The organism is Leptospira wolffii serovar Khorat str. Khorat-H2, from assembly GCF_000306115.2.
In the GTDB taxonomy this organism is placed as follows: Bacteria; Spirochaetota; Leptospiria; order Leptospirales; family Leptospiraceae; genus Leptospira_B; species Leptospira_B wolffii.
The window spans coordinates 952790-970000 of sequence record NZ_AKWX02000007.1; the positions used below are offsets into that span (position 1 = coordinate 952790).

The window sequence follows — 17211 nt, forward strand, 5'->3', positions numbered from 1 at the left end:
ATGCGAGGTCCGTTCGGTGAAGAAAGCAGATTTTTCAGGATAGGAACGAAAATAGATGATTTTTTGCGCTCCAAGGAAATCCTAGTGCCAGATGATTCCAAATTCTGCGAAAGCTCCAAGCGTAACGGCTCAAGAAATCGATTCCTTATTATCCAAAATCGTATTATCCAGGGATCTCCATTTCAAGTGGTTAAACACCTTGTCCCTATTAGAGCATATCGGATCCAGAAAGATCCATCATACTCAAACAGGATATTCCGTTACGGAAATGGTATTAAGACACGCGGCGGAGGAAGCAAGACACGCCGCATTCTTCAAAAAGCTAGCGTTAAAAATCGATCCGGATGGGCCCAAGGATTTTCCTAAGGATTCTCTTTTAGCTGGATTCTCCGCGATTTCCTATTTCCAGAAATTGGATTCCTGCGTGGACCGATCTCTGACCGACGAAGACTTTCGAGGAAAGACCCGTACGTTTCTCTGTTATTTGTATGTGACAAAAATGATAGAAGAAAGAGCGGGACTAGTATACGAAATCTACGACCGCATCTTAGAGGAGAATAAGATCGGAATCTCCATAGGGGGAATCATCAAAGAAGAGGAAAACCATCTCTTCGAAATGAACTCCTGCCTAAGCCAATTAGACCCTAAATTCCAAGAAAGATCCGAATTCTTTCGACAAAAAGAAGACGCGCTCTTCAAGAAATATTATCAAAACATAAAGCATAGGGTCGGCGTCGCCTAAGAACGAGCATGTTAGCCAAAGAGAGTCCTCTCACGCTAAAAAGAAGTGTTGCCTTGCTTCTACTACTTTTGCTTTTCGGAGCGGGAGAAGGCGGATTATTCTCCCAGTCCGATCCTACTAAAAGAAAAGACTCTCCCGTAGGAGTCGTCGTCTATTGCCCTAGTTCTTCGGATAAGGATATACCTTTCGATTTCGAGAGAACTCTCGCTATTTGGTATAAACGATACAAAGCCCAAAGAACCTCCGAAGGGGGAGGGGCCATTCTTCTAGTAACGGCCCCCTTTCTTCCTAAAAATTCTCCCGAGGTGGAAAGGCTTAAGACAAGTTTAGGAGCAGAAGTCGTTTTCCCCGGCTCCGTATCCGTTGCCTCGAAAACAAAACAAGTCTCCAAAGCTTCCATAAAGAAAAAAGGTAAGAGAGCTAAATCCAAAAAAGAGTCGGCTAAGACCAAAGTCCAGAAGCAAGATTCTACCGCTCCTACTCCCGCATCCGCACCTCCTTCAAAAAAAGCCGCTTCTTCTAAGAAGAAAAAGGCAAAGCTTTCCTCTCTTAAGAAAGCGAAACCGGTCGTTCCTCCAGGACTCATGGTCGCAAAAGAAGAGGCCGGCTTAGGATTCGCATTCTATTCTCCTAGTATCGAAGCATTGCAATCCAAGTCTTGGATCTCCGATTTTAAATCCGAGATTGGGAAGAATCTAGAGTTTCATAATCTGCATTTTCTATTAGTGCAGGACCCTGGTCCCCAAACGATAGAAGAAGAGAATCCGATAACGGAAAACGTGCAGGCGATAAAGAAGGAACTCACCGCCGAGTTACCCTCTATCGTTCTTTTGTCGGAACAAAGAGCTTTGCGTTTTCATAATGGAGAATACAGTTTCGGTTGCGGAGCCACCCCGAATTCTCTGAAAATATCCGTTTTGGAATTATTCTTTAGAAACGGATCCTTAATTCGAATCTCCGAGGACTCCCAGATACTCAATTCCAAGGATTCGAATAAATCCTGGATTCTGGAATAATATCCGCTTAGAACCGGAATTCTCTTGGATTCCGATACGGGTTTCGTTTCCGGTTTCGAAACGAATTTACAGATTCCCGAGTTTCCAAAAATTGACTTCTATGAGCCTGAATTGCGGAATCGTCGGTCTACCGAACGTGGGAAAATCCACTATTTTTAACGCCTTGACCAAGGCGGGTGCGGAGATGCAAAATTATCCGTTTTGCACGATCGAACCCAATAAGGGGATCGTAGAGGTTCCGGATACGAGGCTGGAAAGACTCACCGAAATCTATAAACCCGAGAAAATGATTCCCGCTATTATGGAATTCGTGGACATCGCCGGTCTCGTCAAAGGTGCCAGCCAGGGAGAAGGACTTGGAAATAAATTTCTCTCCCATATCCGGGAAGTGGACGCAATCTGTCACGTGGTCCGGGCTTTCGAAGACGATAATATCACCCACGTCCACGGTAAGATCAATCCAGTGGACGACGCTCAAGTAGTCACTATGGAACTGATCCTTGCCGATTTGGAATCCATAGATAAGCAATACCAAAAAATTTCCAGAAACGCCAAAGCGGGAAACAAGGAAGCGATCGAAGCGGCCGCCCTAATGGATAGAATCATCGCAGTCTTAAAAGAAGGAAAACCCGCGAGATTAGCCGGCATCAAACCGGAAGAACAAAAATTGGCTAAGACCTTCAATCTGATCACCGCAAAACCGGTTTTGTATGTGGCGAATATCACTGATAAGGCCGCAACCTCTAAGGACAATCCTTTGGTAGAAGCTGTAAAAAAAATGGCAAAGGAAGAAGGCGCCGAAGTAGTCACGCTTTGTGGAAAATTCGAAGAGGAAATCTCAGGCCTAAGTCGAGAAGAGCAGGCTGAATTCTTAGCCGAGATCGGAGAAACCAGAAGCGGATTGGATAGAATGATCCAGGCTGCTTACAAACTCCTGGGACTCGTCACATTCTTCACAGCAGGAGAAGTGGAAGCGAGAGCCTGGACGACTTCCGTAGGAAGTCCCGCTCCGATCGCGGCCGCAGTGATCCATTCCGATTTTGAAAAGGCGTTTATTCGAGCCGAAGTCATGAAATTCGAAGACCTGGATAGAACCGGAAGTCCCGCCAAGGTTAAAGAAGAAGGAAAACTAAAAATAGAAGGAAAGGAATATATAGTCCAAGACGGGGACGTGGTATATTTCCGAGTAAACGCTTAAACGCTCCTTTATTTTCCGGCGGTGCTTTCTTTCCGATAAGCGTTCGGATTGGTTCCCGTAATTTTTTTAAATTCCAAGTAAAATGCGGAGCGGGAACTGAAACCCGCTTTGGAACCGATCTCAGTAGTATTCTCATCCGGGAATTGCTTCAATAGATCCTTGGCTTCCTCTACTCTGTATTGGTTGATGAGAGAAGGAAAATTCGTTTTGAATTCTGAATTGATCAACTCCGACAATTGGTGGATATTGATTCCCAACTCGCGAGCCATATGCTCTTCCTTCAAGGCCTTGGTTAAATAAATCTTATCCTTGGTAAGAAGAGCCTCGATACGATTCACATAATCTCCCACATCCAAAGAAGCGATATGACTCTTTTTGGCGGAACCGTCACCTTCTTCCCGCCTGCGAATGATCTCCTTGGATAGAAGGGACACGAACGCGGTCAAAGGAGGCAGATAATACATCACTCCGTAAACCGCCATTCTATTGTACGGATAGAAATCGAAATGAAAGATCGTTTTGTAAAGATCCAGCAATAGGAAAATGCTCCAGACCGTGACATAGAACATTTCGTAAACGCTATGGTCACGAATGGAAGAAGCGTGAGTCTTTCCGAAATAAAAAAGCATGAGGCCGTAATTCACGACCAAAACAAGAATTCTATGATCGTACCAAAACTGGTAAAGTGGAATCAACGGGTATAGAATGCCCGCAATGCAAACCAACCAGAAGAGGGGAGACTTATAAACTCCGCCGTTTTCTTCCCGATTCCAAGCGGCAAGATATAGGAAGAATGCGATGTGAGTTACGCCTAAGAATAAGAAATAATTATGCCGAAATAGATTATTCTCGTTACCGGCAATCGAAGCGAATTCCTTTCCATGCAGGAAATATAGGGTAGCGGCCACCGAGGCCAAATGCAGAGGCAAAGCCAAAAAGGTCAGACGCCTGGATCGTAAATAATAGAATAGATTATAAGCTATGGCGAGAAGCAATACGAAGCCGATGGAAACGAATAATACCGAACGAAGTCTCACGATTACCATGTAATCGTCTTCTGAAAGCAGGCGGACTGGATAATTGATATCCTCATTCGATAGCACGTATAAGTAAAAGGTCCTTTCTTCCTGGGATTCCAAACGGATATTGAAATGGGGGAGAGGGGATACCAGATCGTCCCAAAGAGGATCCACGTCGTATCCTGAAAATCCGGCCTCGAATTTTCCCTTTGAATCCACTGAGCAAAGCTCAGCATCCGGAATATTCAGCCAAAATAGTACAAGAGTCCGAAGCATGGGTCCGGTTCCGTCGTTTTTCAGCCGAAAGCGAAGCCAATTGCCGGCGGGACTACGTTTCACCCGAAGAACGCTTCCTCCATTATGATGCCATTCCAATTGATGCAGAGAAGCTATCGTTTCCAGCTTACAATGCCGGAATTGATAGCCTCTGTACCTATATTCCATTTTAGGACTGATATTTTCGACCGGAGAAAGGGAATTTAGACGGATCGTCTCCGCTTCCGGAGCCTCGGGGGAAGATAGGAGGGAAGAATAACCTACTAAAAAGAAAAGGGAAATTAGGAAAAAGCGTTTGCCCGAGTCGAGACGAGACCTCTGTCTCCTCCGAAAGATATGAAAAAAGGCAACCATCTAAGCTTGATTCCTATGAAATTCCCCAATGGGAGAATACCAAGCTTTTTTGGACCCGTCATTTCCTTTTTTATAGAATTCAGTCCAAAGTTTTCCGAGCGTTCAAATTTCTAAGCCAAGCCTTTCTTAAAAAATAAAGAGTACAGAATTATAAACCAGGAAAGATGAAATAGCCTTTTGGGGCTAATTTATTTGAGCTAAGATCCGGCAAGTTTCCAGGCTCTTTCAGACTTTCTTTTCCTCAGACAAATATGAGATAAAGTGCCATCCTAAAAACTGCTGACAGGCTGGCATAAACACATTAGATTCGAACAATTCTGCCCAATTACTAAGCACCAAAATTCGATGCGTTTATAAAATAGATTTTTTTCCTAAATAAAGTATTTTTTAGTGTCCAGTTTTATAAGTTTGGAAGGTCTTGTAATTAAAAGGTTCCTTCCAAATGGGAAGTGGACAAAAGAGTCGAAGGCACACACCGCCAGAAAGCTCGAAGAAAAATAGGAGTTTAGCAATGGCAGATTCAGCGATCTTACAGAACATATTGAACCCACCAGTATTGTTCTTCTTCCTGGGAATGGGAGTCATCATTTTCAAATCCGATCTGGTGATTCCGGAAGCCCTATCAAAGTTCTTTTCAATGTACCTATTGTTTGCCATCGGGTTCAAGGGTGGACACGAGCTTTATAAGACACCCTTCACCTCCGAACACGCCCTCACTTTGATCGCTTGTTCCGCAATGGCTACTTTAGTTCCGATCTACGCTTATTATATTCTTAAAATCAAATTAGAGAAGCATAACGCAGCCGCACTGGCAGGATCGTTCGGATCGATTAGCGCCGTGACTTTCGTTACCGCCGGCGCTTATCTTCACAATCTCAATATCGAATACGGCGGTTTCATCGTCGCCGGTATGGCCCTCATGGAATCTCCCGCAATCGTGATCGCGGTTATTCTCGACAGGCTTTCCAAAAACAAAGCCAACGGGGGAGGAGCCATCAACTGGAAGGCTCTCTTACACGAAGCCCTTTTCGGTTCTTCCATCTACCTTTTAGTGGGTGCATTGATCGTAGGTTATTTAACGGGAGACAGCGGCTGGAACGCAGAGAAACCGTTTACCGAAGATCTTTTCAAAGGATTTTTAACTTTCTTCCTACTGGATATGGGTATTTCCGCTGCAAAACGCTTTAAAGAACTGACCCACGTAGGATACTTCCTGATCGGAGCAACCCTAGTACTTATGGTGATCAACGCAGGTCTGGGACTCTTATTGACCAAACTGATCCATATGCCTCAAGGGGATGCGGTTATGTTTGTGGTTCTTTGCGCTTCCGCTTCCTATATAGCGGTTCCTGCCGCAATGAAGGATATGATCCCCGAAGCGAATCCGAGTATCTACCTGACGGTAGCTCTCTCGATCGTATTCCCGATCAATATCATCTTCGGAATCCCTCTCTATCATTATCTAGTCACCATAATATAAGGTTGGATTAGATTAGGGACTGGACAAAGGTTATGGCAAGCTCATTGAAAAACATATTTACTTATGTGCGGAGAGATGCAGCTGCCGGTACGATCACCGGATTCGTCGCCATTCCTTTGTCGGTAGGCATCTGCCTAATGTCGGAATATCCGATCCAAACCGGACTCTTGACGGTCGTATTTGCCTGCATCGTGGGATTCATCACCGCGTTGTTCAAACCCGGAAATTTCGTGGGAGTTCCCGGAATCGCGGCCGGTCTAGCTCCAGCGTTAGCCTTAGGTATACATACTTTCGGTAGGGAGAATATGCCATTCCTAATCTTTCTGACCTCGGTCTTTCAGATTATAGTATGGAAGTTCAGATGGGAAGGGTTTATCCTTAAGACGGTCCCTCATTACTTGGTGGAAGGTCTTCTCGCAGGGATCGGTCTTAAGATCGCGCTTAAATTCGTTCCATATATGTACGCCGTGGAGCACGAGACTTCCGGAAATTGGCTTAGCGAAGATAGATTCTTCGTTTTAGCACTTTCCATCCTATCGTTCGTCGCGTTCGTACTGCTTTACCGTAGATTTAAATCGACCAAGCCGGGTATTCCGTATTTTATCGTGATAGGTCTAGGGATTTTGATCAGCTTCTTTTACGATCTTCCCATGCTGGCAGTCGATAATGTACCGTTCAAGCTGGGTCTCCCTTTGCCTCACCCCCATGGAGATCCTAGCCTCATGCATACCACGGTATTGGTGGTAGAAATGACGGGATATTCTCTTATGTTAGCTACGATAGACGTCATCGAACAAGTAATGAGCAACGTCGCCATCGAAAAGCTGGATCCTCTGAAAAGGAAGTGCGATTCGAATAATAGTCTGTTTTCGATTTGGATCGCCAACTTGGGTTCCAGTTTTTTCGGAGGTATGACGAATCTGGACGGTCTCGCCAAAGGAACTACGAACTCGGTAGCGGGCGCGATGACCAAATTATCCAATCTGTTCGTTGCGTTGGTGATTACGATCGTATTGGTTTATCCTAAATTGTTGACCCATCTTCCAGAGTATTCCCTGGGAATAGTCATGATCTTCACAGGATGGAAAATGATTGAAGGACTCAATCATGTGATGCAGGAGGGTGTTTATCCGTTCTGCCTTTCGATCGTTTGCGGATTATTCGTATTCAACTTCGGAATCTTCGAAGGACTACTGATCGCCCTATTCCTGCATGGTGTAATTTCCATCGTGCGCTGGAAAAGAGACGGGGTTTCGAATACTGAAATTTGGTCCTATTTCAAAAGACGCTATTCCAGGCGTCCCGAAGAATCTACTGTAGCTTTACAAGTCTTAAACGAGGAAATCGTACATTGACTTAAAACCAGAGAATTAGTACAAAGACGTATGCGGGGATCCGAAAAGTCCCGAGATTCGTCTCTTAAAGAAAAAGAAAGAACCGAAAAAAATACAGACGGTTATATCGGATGAGTTGGCAATTTATTCTTATTAGGAAAGGTCCCGGAACCATGAACAAATCGCATCAGTTTCTTAAACTTTTTGCTCGTTTCCAATACGTAATTTACTTTTCGCTTTTCGCGCTGGTGTCTTCCGCGAATCTATTCGCGCAAAATGCGCCCGATTCTTCCCAAGCCTCCAAATCCGTTGCAGAGGAAGAGGATTCCTACGTATCTCCGATGAAATCCAGCGGTTTAACACCCGATTTTACTAGGAGTACATTCTTCGAGCCTGAACTGGGCAAAAAAGTCGCTAACCGCAAAAAAGCGTGGCTGAACGATTGGATACGTGTAGGCGCTTATGTGAGACCTCGTTATGAAGACAGATATAATCTAAGCTTCGATAAATCGAATAAGGGATATACATCCAGAGCGATGCAGACCTCCCAATTATTCTTCATCATAGACCCGAGCCCCTATTTCTCGGCAAAGGTAACCGTCCAAGACGCAAGAGTTTGGGGGGGAGAAACCCCCGCAAGCGCAGGCGACGTTCGCGCCAACACCTTCGACGGGACTGGAACTACGACGACCAATAATTCTAGCGGGCTTACAGGTAATAATATTCCTAGTCAGACGAGCATCCGGGAAGCGTTCATTCTTGTGAAAAAACTTCCCTTAAACGCGAAAGTGCAACTCGGTAGACAGATTCTGGCTTACGGAGACCAGAGAATGATCGGCGGCGCCAACTGGACAATAAACGGCCTCTCTTACGACGGAGCTAAGATTATGTTCGACCAGGACAACTATAAGATCCATTTCTTCGGAACTAAAATCGCCGCCAACCAAAACGGCGTAAACGGTGTGCTTTCCGCAAACGCGCCAGTGAGTGCCGTAGATCCTGCAACCGGAAAGACTGTGGTGGTAAACCCGGGGCAACCGGATCAGTATTTAGTGGGAACTTATAACTCCTTCACAGTAAAAGACTGGTTTCTTGTGGATGTGTATTCCATCGGAGTGCTTACAAAGAAGACCGCAAGCGCAGGAGCCAAATCCGATCTGGATCTGAACTCTGCGAATACCTGGTCCAAACAACAAAGCGATCTAATCACCACAGGTTTTAGAATTACGAACCGTACTGCGAATAATAACCTTCCTAAAGATGGATTCTGGGGAGGTTTAGACTGGGCGATTGAAAGCGCTTGGCAATCCGGAGCGACCGGACAAAGGACCGTTAAGGACCCTCTTCTAAACTCTTATGCACAAGAAAATATCGCGGGCTTAAGTGCAACAGGCCAAGTCTATGGTACCCAGGCTCAGAAATACTCCGGCTCTTTCCATGTTTTCCAAACGGGTTATACCTTCTGGGAAAAATTAAGAGCAGGGGTACAGTATACATACGCATCCGGGGATAGAAACCGCACGGACGGAAGTAACGGAACTTTCCAAACCCTTCCAGGACCTCGTTTTGGGGTATTTCCTTATTGGAATAACGTATCCGGTCTCTCGGAGAATATCGATACCAAGAACTTAAGTTCTTATAATATTAACCTCTCCTACAAAACGGATAATTTCGGGACCTTCTATGCCGCCTATATCGTTAACAATAAAGTGCAGACCCAGGACGCTTGGTATGCGATCAACGGTTCGGCCAACACCGGTTTTACGACAGAATCGAACGGCGCGGGACAAACCACAGTCGCTGTCGGCGGAACGGGTAAGAACATCTATAACGAGGTGGATTTCACCTGGATGTATATTATAAACGACTATGTTTCCCTCTGGATCGGAGGCGGTATCCTAACTGCGGGTAACTCCGTCAAAAACCAAAGAAACGCTCTTTATCATTATAACACTCAGGCAACCTCAACGGAGACGGCCGGACTCCATTTAAATACCGGAGTCGCGACTGGGGCGAATGGAACCGCATCCCAAGCGCATATGTTCTTCTTTCAGGTAAACGCAGGGTTCTAAAAAGGAAGTTTGATACAGTATGACAGTATTGGCGTATCTATCCGTAATCACGTCGCTTTTAGCTCCGTTTCTCATCGGAAACGTGCTGGGCTTCGAGTTTCTCGGTAAGGATAGTTCGATCGGAATCGGCTTGGTTTTACAAGCCGTTCTTGGAAGTTTCATCTCCGCTTATGTTTACGGATATGAAAAGGAAAGAAAGCCCCTTATCATTCTGGGTTATGCGATCTTTTTTCTAAGCACCGGCTTATGCTATCTGGTCGGAAAAAGCGTTTGGTTGATTCTTTTTTGGGAATTATCCACGATCAGTTCCTTTCTGTTATACACCGGAGGAAAATGGAACGAAGGTTCGATTCGAAGTTTCGTGGCTCTCGTGGCTGCGGGCGGAATCGGAGCCTTCTTCTTCACTTTTTGGATCTATTCCAGCGATCCTGCCTCCGGATTATTCTTCTTAGTCGCCGGATTACTCGTAAAATCCGCATTCTTCGGAGTTCATTATTGGCTACCGGAAGCTCATGCCGGCGCTCCCGCACATGCCTCCGCCGCTTATTCCGGCTTACTTGTGAATCTTCCTCTCGTCTTATTCACTAAATTCGCGGCTCCCTTATTGCCAGGAACGCCATATGCTACCATTCTGATTCCCATCGCAGGTATCGGAGTTTTCTGGGCGGGGATAACCGCCTTATTCAGTAAGGAAATCAAGAAATCCATCGCTTATAGCACCGTGGAGAATATGAACTTCCTATGGCTTTGTCTTTTTCTTTCTTCCTATTGGCAGAATAGTGAATCGGAGGAATTGAAATTATTAAGCAAGGCCTTCGGCGCCTTATTTCTGATCTCTTTGGTCCACCATAGTATCAGTAAAACCTTCCAATTCCTATTCTTCGGGTATCTGACCAAGCTCTCCGGTTCCTCTAATGTGGACGAGAGCACGGGTGTGGGAAGAATCAGCCATATTCCCACTTTCCTGGCCGCGGTAGGAACCATGAGTTTCCTCGCGATTCCAGGTACGACCGGATTTCTCTCCGAAGCGACTTTCATTAAATTGCTTTCCGTAGTGCTTACCGTTCCGGGAACCAGCGCTATCCTAGTGCTTCCTCTATTGATTTTGGTCTGCACAGGACTTGCGATCGGAGCCGCTTCCCATCTTCGCTTATTCTTGGGACTCGTATTATCCCGTCCGAGAAAAGAATTCGAGGACCACGGACTAAACCGAGTAATTCAAGTTTCCTTAATACTTACCGGGAGCCTCGTATTATTAGCTCCGGTTGCCGTCCTATTCTTCGCGAATTATTACGCATGGAGAGTGGACTGGCTGGACGCTTCCTGGTTCCAAGGAATCGGAATCGTCAACGTGATCGGACTCGTAATACTTACGACCGTCGGGGTGTTAGGACTCAGACATAAAATAAAAGAGAGAAAACTGTGGGATTGCGGCGGATTATTCGGCGGGTCGGAAGTGGCGATCGGTAGTTCGGCACTTTCCGATCCGCTTGCCGCTCCCTTGGGAAAATATTTCGTTACTTCGGAAGGTTATTCCAAATTGGACAAGGGCTTCATCCGGATTCTTCTCAAGGTGATTTCCTCCTTGAAAGCTAAGATTCGGGGCGCGGACGACGAATCGATCTCCGTCGATCTGACCTATTCTTCCTTTACAGTTCTTGCAATCTTGATCGTTATTATCGTCGTTCGTTTGGCGGAGGGGGACATTTGGGCACAACTGTTGTCTTGGGTCTACTGATCCAAATCCTATCGTTTCTATCGCTTCCGTTCCTTTGCGGAGGTATATTACAAAAAGTTAGGGCTTACGCTCAGGGCAGAAAAGGAGCCCCCGTTCTCCAGATCTTTTACGATACCGTTCGGACGATCCGAAAATATCCGATCGACGGTCCTTTCTCCGGTTTCTTCTCGGAAAGTTCCGCGATCCTAGCGTTTTCTTTCGGACTCGTATTATGGTCTCTTGTTTCCTTCGAATGGGCGTCTTTGCTATTCATACCTTTCTTAGTGGGGATGATCCGTTTTGCGACCGTGGCTTACGCGGTGGAAAACGGAACTTCCTTCGGAGGAATGGGAGCAGCAAGAGAAACTCTACTTTTCATCTTCGGAGAACCGGTTCTCATCCTAGTACTTGTGGTTTTCGAATCCAATGTGGTATTCCAGTCGAATTTCGCGAATATATCCTTCGGAATCCTATTCTTCTTAGGGGCGACTCTGATCGTGCTTTCGGAACTCGCCAAACCTCCGTTTGACGATCCGAGAACCCACCTGGAATTGACAATGGTCCACGAGGCAATGTTACTCGAAGCGTCCGGTAGAACGAGAGCCCTATTCGAGTTGGCGCATCAGTTCAAAACCGCATCCTTCTTTCTTCTTATGACTAAACTGGGATTGGAACATTTGGAATTCTTCCTAAATGTGGCTACGGTCCCGATCTGGAAGGAATCTTTCGCCGTGGGGGGAGCCATTATATTCTCCGCATTCATAGGTTATTGGGAAGCGAACAGCACCCGTAGAAAATGGGTTTGGATCCCGGAACTCTTGGGTTTGAACTTCATATTCATGCTGATACTCGGCATTCTATTAAAATTAGGTAAATAAGCATGAGTAACGACCTAACTTATCTCATCATTCTTCTTACTGGCGTAATGATCCTATTGGAAAATCGCCTGAAGAGAGTCGTCATTCTTCTCAGCATCCAAGGATTCCTTCTTCTTCTTCCTTTATACCAAGAAGAAGGGGGAGACGGATTCCATTCCCTATTCTTGGCCGGAATGGTGGTCGTCTTCAAGGGAATACTCACCCCGATCATTCTGTTATGGACCGCAAGAAGAATCAATTCTCCCGAGTCTACGTTCCCACAGGTGGGATATCTTCCTACGTTAGGACTTCTTTTCGCGGGAGCTTCCACTAGTTTCGTTTTCATGGGAATGGTCTCCGCATTCTTCGGAAAAAGCCACCAATTCGGACTTCTTTACGTGCTTCTACTCATCTATGTGGGAGTCATAGGATTCATCGTCCGAAGGAACTGGGTGGGGGTCATCGCCTGTTTCAGTATTTTTGAGAATGGGACCTTTCTCCTAACGCTGCTTTTGAAATCGGGAGTCCCGATCGGGGCGGAGTTGGGATCCTTCCTCGACGCGGTGCTGATCATCGGAGCGGGAGCCGCCCTTCGGATCAATAGCGAATTAGGGAAAGGAGAAACGCGATGAATTTCGAAATTCTTTTAGGAATCGGAGCCGCGGTTTTCGTTCTGATTTTTTTGACCTATGTTCTCGCTCCCACCAAAGGACAGACGAATCTATTCTTCTGGTCCGTTCTGCTCGTAATTTGTGCCGGACTGAATTTCGCGGTTTGGTTTATACGAGGCTGGGACGACGCGACTACTCTCCAGTGGGTTTTGATAGAAGCCACCACATTCGTAGGATCCTTATTGATCTCTTCGAGTAGAACGACAAAATCCTTTCCGATCGCTTGGAAGTTCCTACTGATCAATTCCTTCGGTCTGGGTATCGCGTTTCTGGGAATCGTCCTAATCATGGCTTCCTTGCATGTGATCAATCAACCGATCGAATATTTAGCCGCGAATGCATCCTCTCATCCGGAGATCATTTGGGTGGAAATAGGTTTGTGGCTCGCGATTTTCGGATATACGGCTAAGCTCGGACTTTTTCCGAATCACGTATGGATCGAGGATACTTACGGAGAAAGTCCGACGCAAGTCTCCTCCTTGCTTTCCGCTTTTATTCCGGTTTCGGTCTGTTTCGCCCTGCGACCTTTCGTTCATCTGGACCACCAATTATTCCCTCATACTTTCAGCGGAGCGGACGGTTTATTGGTTTTGGGGATATTTACGATTTTATTAAGTATTTTCGCAGTATACGATCGGGACGATATCAGAAGAATTTCCGCAAAAGTCGCCCTTTTTCATACGGGAGCTTTGGCCGTATTTCTTTGGATGGACCTGAGCGAGACGGTCTTTCTATACATGATGGCCACTAATCTCGTGGTGAAATCCCTTCTGTTCATAAGCATGGGGATCGTCCGAATGGACGCCGGCAAAAGGGAATTGGGTAAAATCATACAAGCCGATTCCATTCACAAGCCGGCTCTTTCCCTTTTCATTCTGGCCCTCTTTTTAGCGTTTGTGATGCCGGGCTCTCCCATTTTCGTAACGGATATCGTTCTGATCAAATCCGGACAGATCGGAGGAAAGTCGTTCGTTATCTTGGTTCCGATCTTAGGCCTGGTGTTCTTCGGAGTAATGTTGTATAAACTTGCCCCTCTCTTGAACATCAAGGGCAGACCATTCCAAAAGGAAGTCGCCACCATTCTCCGAATCCGAATGACGAACGGATTCTTCCTGTTGTTTATTCTCCTTAGCACCGGTTGCTGGGGATTCTACCTTCTATTGCAGGGAATATTATGAAGAACGTAACCGGAATTTTTCAGACATCCGAAACCAAGCAAACCCATAGATTCTGGCTGACCAAAGACGGAATCGAAAGAGAAACGTTATCCAAGACCTCCGATAAGAAGCTATATGAAGATTCCGTAAATCCCATATGGGTCCTTAGGCATAGTTTAGGAAACGATCAGGGTCCGGAAGATTATTCTCAGATAGAATACGAGAAGTATCTTTCCCAGGATCGAAAACATCTTTTGGATAGATTCGTAACCAAGGACGGAATCAAAGACCTGGTTTACCGAGGCATCAACGTTCCCGTACCTGCGTCCTTTTATTCTCATGCCGTGGGGCCCATCCATGCCGGCGTCATTGAACCGGGACATTTTCGTTTCATAGTAGAAGGAGAAGAGATTCGTAATTTGGACATCCGCCTAGGATTCCAATACAGAGGACTTCTGGAGAAAATGAAGGGTTTAAACAAAGACTCGATCGCTCCGTATGCGGAAGCGATCTCCGGAGATTCCAGTATAGCTTATGCGATCGCTTTCAGTAAGGCCTTCGAGGAGGCTCACGATATCCAAGTCCCGGAAGAAGTGAATTTTGCAAGAACGGTTCTACTAGAGGTCGAAAGGATTGCGATCCATATCGGAGATTTGGGAGCAATCGCGGGTGACGTAGGATATTATCCTCTCCAAGGAATTTGCTCCATGCAAAGGGGAGTCCCCCTAGGAGTCATGGAAGCCTTGACCGGAAACCGGTTCGGAAGAGGCGCTCTTTCCGCAGGAAAGGTACGCTTAAGAAAGGATCTTTCCGAATCTTTCCTTTCCGAACTGACAAAAAGAATCTCCGACGTTACAGAAGAAATCGCAGGTCACTTCGAAAGAGCCGCCGCGAAATCCACGAACAGAGAGAGACTGCAGATCTGCGGAGTCATCACTCATAAGCAGATCAGGGATCTTGGATTCGTGGGAATGGTGGAAAAATGCGCGGGGATCTCCAGGGATCTCAGACAACACGATTCGACTTATTCTCTGGCGGGAGAAAATATCAATTTAACCTTGGATTCCGGACAGATGAAAGGGGACGCTTGGTCCAGATTCTATCTAAGATACGAGGAATTGAAGAATAGCGGCAAGTGGCTGACCAGGGCAATTCCTCTTCTGAAGAATTTCACATCCTCCTACGAAGCATTCCAAAAATCGAAAGTAGGCAAGGCCAAGCCGGGGGTTTACCACGGAGCGGTCGAAGGCTGGAGAGGTCCAGTGCTCGCAGCTTTCCAACTCAAATCCTCGGGAGAAATCGCGGAAGCCTATGTCAGAGATCCTTCCGTATTGAATTGGCATGCCCTGGAATTAGCGGTCCGCGGCGAAAACATTGGGGATTTCCCTTTAAACAATAAATCTTTCAATCTTAGTTATGTAGGGGTGGATCTATGAAACAACTCCAAGAACTCTGGAATATTCTTAGTCCCGCAAAGAATCTTAATTTCGAGAAGCTATCGGTCTCAAATCCGAATGCGCGGGGAATCCCCATCCCGAATCCGAAAAAAGGGAGCTTCCATCTGGACAAGTCCGTAGAGAAAATCTGCCCGACGGGAGGACTCAAGGTCACCTCCAATAAGGAAGTCACTTTCGATTACGGTGCATGTTTGCAATGCGGTCATTGTGTGGAAGCGGCCCCCGACCAACTGGAAAATTCCGGTTTCATTCACGTGTATTCCGTAGATAGGGAAGCATTAAAAGTTCGTTATATAGACGGAGTGCCCCAAGGCTACGAGGAGAATATCTCGGAAGAAGTCGAGCAATTCCGCAAGATCACCAAGAATACTGGATTTCAATTCCGAGAAGTCGCAGCCAGCGGGAACAACGCGACGGAGGCGGAGATCAATGCCAGCTTTAACGCAGTTTTCGATAGCGAAGCAAGCATGGTAAGAGTGGTCGCCTCTCCCAAACACGCGGATGCCGTAGTTTACGCGGGCCCAGTCGGTCCTAATATGGAAATCCCTCTTCAAGTAGCCTGGGATACGATGCCCGGTCCGAAGGCTTTAATCGCGGCGGGAACGGAAGCGGTTTCCGGAGGTTTATTCCAGAGAGGAAGACTTCCGAAAGAACCGGATCTGTTCATAGGAGGAGATCCTCCTAGACCGGATGTGCTTATAAGCGCATTTCGTTATTTGATGGGAAGAAGAAAGTTCTCCTTCAGGGAAGAACTTTCCAAATTCATTGCCGAGCGAAGATCTAAACCTTAAATCTCCCACCCTAAAGTTTTACGCAGAGGTGATCATTTCCCCTGCGTAAAACGCTTCTTTCGTCTTCAAACCGATCCCGGAAAATTTATCCTCTCCGTTTATATCCGAAATCACGTCGGTAGGATAAGAAATACTCGGGTCCAATTTCGTATGGATCGGATAAAATCTTTTTTGATCCAGATAAGAATATGAAGTCAAGATCACGACTTCCTCTTGGTTTCGAAAGACCGCTTCCAAATTCCGAACCATGGTATTCACTCTAGAGGAAACGTTTTCGTTAAAATCTTCCCAGCTTCTGATCTCACCGGAAATCTCCACATTCAAATGAACGATAATAGGGTAGGGCTTAGGATCATTCTGTCTATTCTTCTCCAAAACCTTTTTGGCAACGAGTAGCGCGTCGATATCGTCCCCTCTCCCGGTCTTTACCAGAACCGCTTTATTTCTTTGTAATAATTCGAAGCCTTCTCCGTAGCAGATCAGTTCTTCCGCATGGTCCAAATGTTTCCAACGTTCTTCGGCAGGTAACTTGGAAAGTTTACGCTTTTGGTTCAGTGTATAGGCGACATTCCATATAATCTGATATAATAAACCAGGAAGAAGCGTAGCAGGCAGATCCTTGATTCCCGAAAGTTTCCCGTAAACTGCGTGAAATAGATCCGGTTGTATCAATTTTTGGGAATCGATTTCTCCTGAGGAGATGATAGCGGAAATCTCACGAATCAAAAAGGACTTCAGGGAAAGGGAAGTCTGGAAATCCGCATAAAAATACGGAATCTTTCCGGCAAATAATTCTTCCGGAGTCTTAAATCCCACATTTTTGGAAATCGCAGGATCCTTAATTTTATATTTTAAAAAAGCGGAATGGAATATCTCGGAAGGTTCGTTAAAGCCGAAATTTGCCACTATTTCCTGGGAATCTATAACGGTTCCGTCATCGAACTCCAGAGTCTCGGACATCAGATCCGTATTCGTGATCCCTTCTATCACATAAAGTTGTTCTTTAGAAAAGACTTTTCTAACCGCTTCCGCCTGTTCCCTGATGGCGGCGCGAGCTGCCTCCTCGTTCC

Annotated in this window: 14 protein-coding genes (1 of these 14 running past the window's edge); 12 read left to right on the forward strand and 2 right to left on the reverse strand. The window is 46.0% G+C overall.

Annotated features, from left to right (window positions below):
• Window positions 1–91 precede the first annotated feature (91 nt).
• The 3 genes from LEP1GSC061_RS08700 (at window position 92) to ychF (ending at window position 2956) form a co-directional block, all read left to right on the forward strand.
• Window positions 92–742, forward strand: coding sequence for a hypothetical protein (locus LEP1GSC061_RS08700; protein WP_016544926.1), 651 nt, complete (start codon window positions 92–94; stop codon window positions 740–742).
• Window positions 743–750: 8 nt separating this feature from the next.
• On the forward strand, window positions 751–1758 hold the full coding sequence (locus LEP1GSC061_RS08705; RefSeq protein ID WP_040508148.1) for an LIC11612 family fibronectin-binding protein: 1008 nt from the start codon (window positions 751–753) through the stop codon (window positions 1756–1758).
• Window positions 1759–1858: 100 nt separating this feature from the next.
• Window positions 1859–2956 carry a redox-regulated ATPase YchF gene (gene ychF, locus LEP1GSC061_RS08710; protein WP_040508149.1) on the forward strand — a complete coding sequence of 366 codons (1098 nt, stop codon included), beginning with the start codon at window positions 1859–1861 and terminating at the stop codon, window positions 2954–2956.
• Between the two features lie 8 nt (window positions 2957–2964).
• On the opposite strand, the gene LEP1GSC061_RS08715 is transcribed toward ychF, so the two are convergent.
• On the reverse strand, window positions 2965–4419 hold the full coding sequence (locus LEP1GSC061_RS08715) for a helix-turn-helix domain-containing protein (protein WP_232218383.1): 1455 nt from the start codon (window positions 4417–4419) through the stop codon (window positions 2965–2967).
• A 697-nt stretch (window positions 4420–5116) separates the two neighbouring features.
• On the opposite strand from LEP1GSC061_RS08715, the gene LEP1GSC061_RS08720 reads away from it, so the two are divergent.
• The 9 genes from LEP1GSC061_RS08720 to LEP1GSC061_RS08760 all read left to right on the forward strand — a co-directional run bounded on the left by LEP1GSC061_RS08720 (window position 5117) and on the right by LEP1GSC061_RS08760 (window position 16141).
• Window positions 5117–6085 (forward strand): sodium-dependent bicarbonate transport family permease, encoded by a 969-nt coding sequence (locus LEP1GSC061_RS08720; protein ID WP_016544927.1) that lies wholly within the window; start codon window positions 5117–5119, stop codon window positions 6083–6085.
• Window positions 6086–6129: 44 nt separating this feature from the next.
• Entirely contained in the window at window positions 6130–7440 is a 1311-nt protein-coding gene (locus LEP1GSC061_RS08725) for a SulP family inorganic anion transporter (protein WP_232218384.1), read from the forward strand.
• A gap of 152 nt (window positions 7441–7592) precedes the next feature.
• Window positions 7593–9491, forward strand: a complete 1899-nt coding sequence (locus LEP1GSC061_RS08730) for an alginate export family protein (RefSeq protein ID WP_016544566.1) — start codon at window positions 7593–7595, stop codon at window positions 9489–9491.
• Between the two features lie 19 nt (window positions 9492–9510).
• On the forward strand, window positions 9511–11229 hold the full coding sequence (locus tag LEP1GSC061_RS08735; RefSeq protein ID WP_016544422.1) for a proton-conducting transporter transmembrane domain-containing protein: 1719 nt from the start codon (window positions 9511–9513) through the stop codon (window positions 11227–11229).
• Window positions 11199–12086 (forward strand): NADH-quinone oxidoreductase subunit H, encoded by an 888-nt coding sequence (locus tag LEP1GSC061_RS08740; RefSeq protein WP_016544847.1) that lies wholly within the window; start codon window positions 11199–11201, stop codon window positions 12084–12086. The genes LEP1GSC061_RS08735 and LEP1GSC061_RS08740 overlap by 31 nt, the downstream gene beginning before the upstream one ends.
• A gap of 2 nt (window positions 12087–12088) precedes the next feature.
• Window positions 12089–12697 carry a membrane protein gene (locus tag LEP1GSC061_RS08745; RefSeq protein WP_016544474.1) on the forward strand — a complete coding sequence of 203 codons (609 nt, stop codon included), beginning with the start codon at window positions 12089–12091 and terminating at the stop codon, window positions 12695–12697.
• On the forward strand, window positions 12694–13914 hold the full coding sequence (locus LEP1GSC061_RS08750; protein WP_016544587.1) for a proton-conducting transporter transmembrane domain-containing protein: 1221 nt from the start codon (window positions 12694–12696) through the stop codon (window positions 13912–13914). Before LEP1GSC061_RS08745 ends, LEP1GSC061_RS08750 begins: the two co-directional genes overlap by 4 nt.
• Window positions 13911–15329, forward strand: coding sequence for a hydrogenase large subunit (locus LEP1GSC061_RS08755; RefSeq protein WP_016544230.1), 1419 nt, complete (start codon window positions 13911–13913; stop codon window positions 15327–15329). Before LEP1GSC061_RS08750 ends, LEP1GSC061_RS08755 begins: the two co-directional genes overlap by 4 nt.
• Window positions 15326–16141 (forward strand): NADH-quinone oxidoreductase subunit B family protein, encoded by an 816-nt coding sequence (locus tag LEP1GSC061_RS08760; protein WP_016544194.1) that lies wholly within the window; start codon window positions 15326–15328, stop codon window positions 16139–16141. Before LEP1GSC061_RS08755 ends, LEP1GSC061_RS08760 begins: the two co-directional genes overlap by 4 nt.
• 18 nt (window positions 16142–16159) lie before the next feature.
• On the opposite strand, the gene LEP1GSC061_RS08765 is transcribed toward LEP1GSC061_RS08760, so the two are convergent.
• Window positions 16160–17211, reverse strand: partial view of a hypothetical protein gene (locus LEP1GSC061_RS08765; protein ID WP_016544482.1) — the 3' portion only. Its footprint extends 364 nt past the window's final position; 1052 of the gene's 1416 nt are visible here — the last part of the coding sequence; the start codon falls outside the window, past its right edge — the gene reads right to left on this strand; the stop codon is at window positions 16160–16162.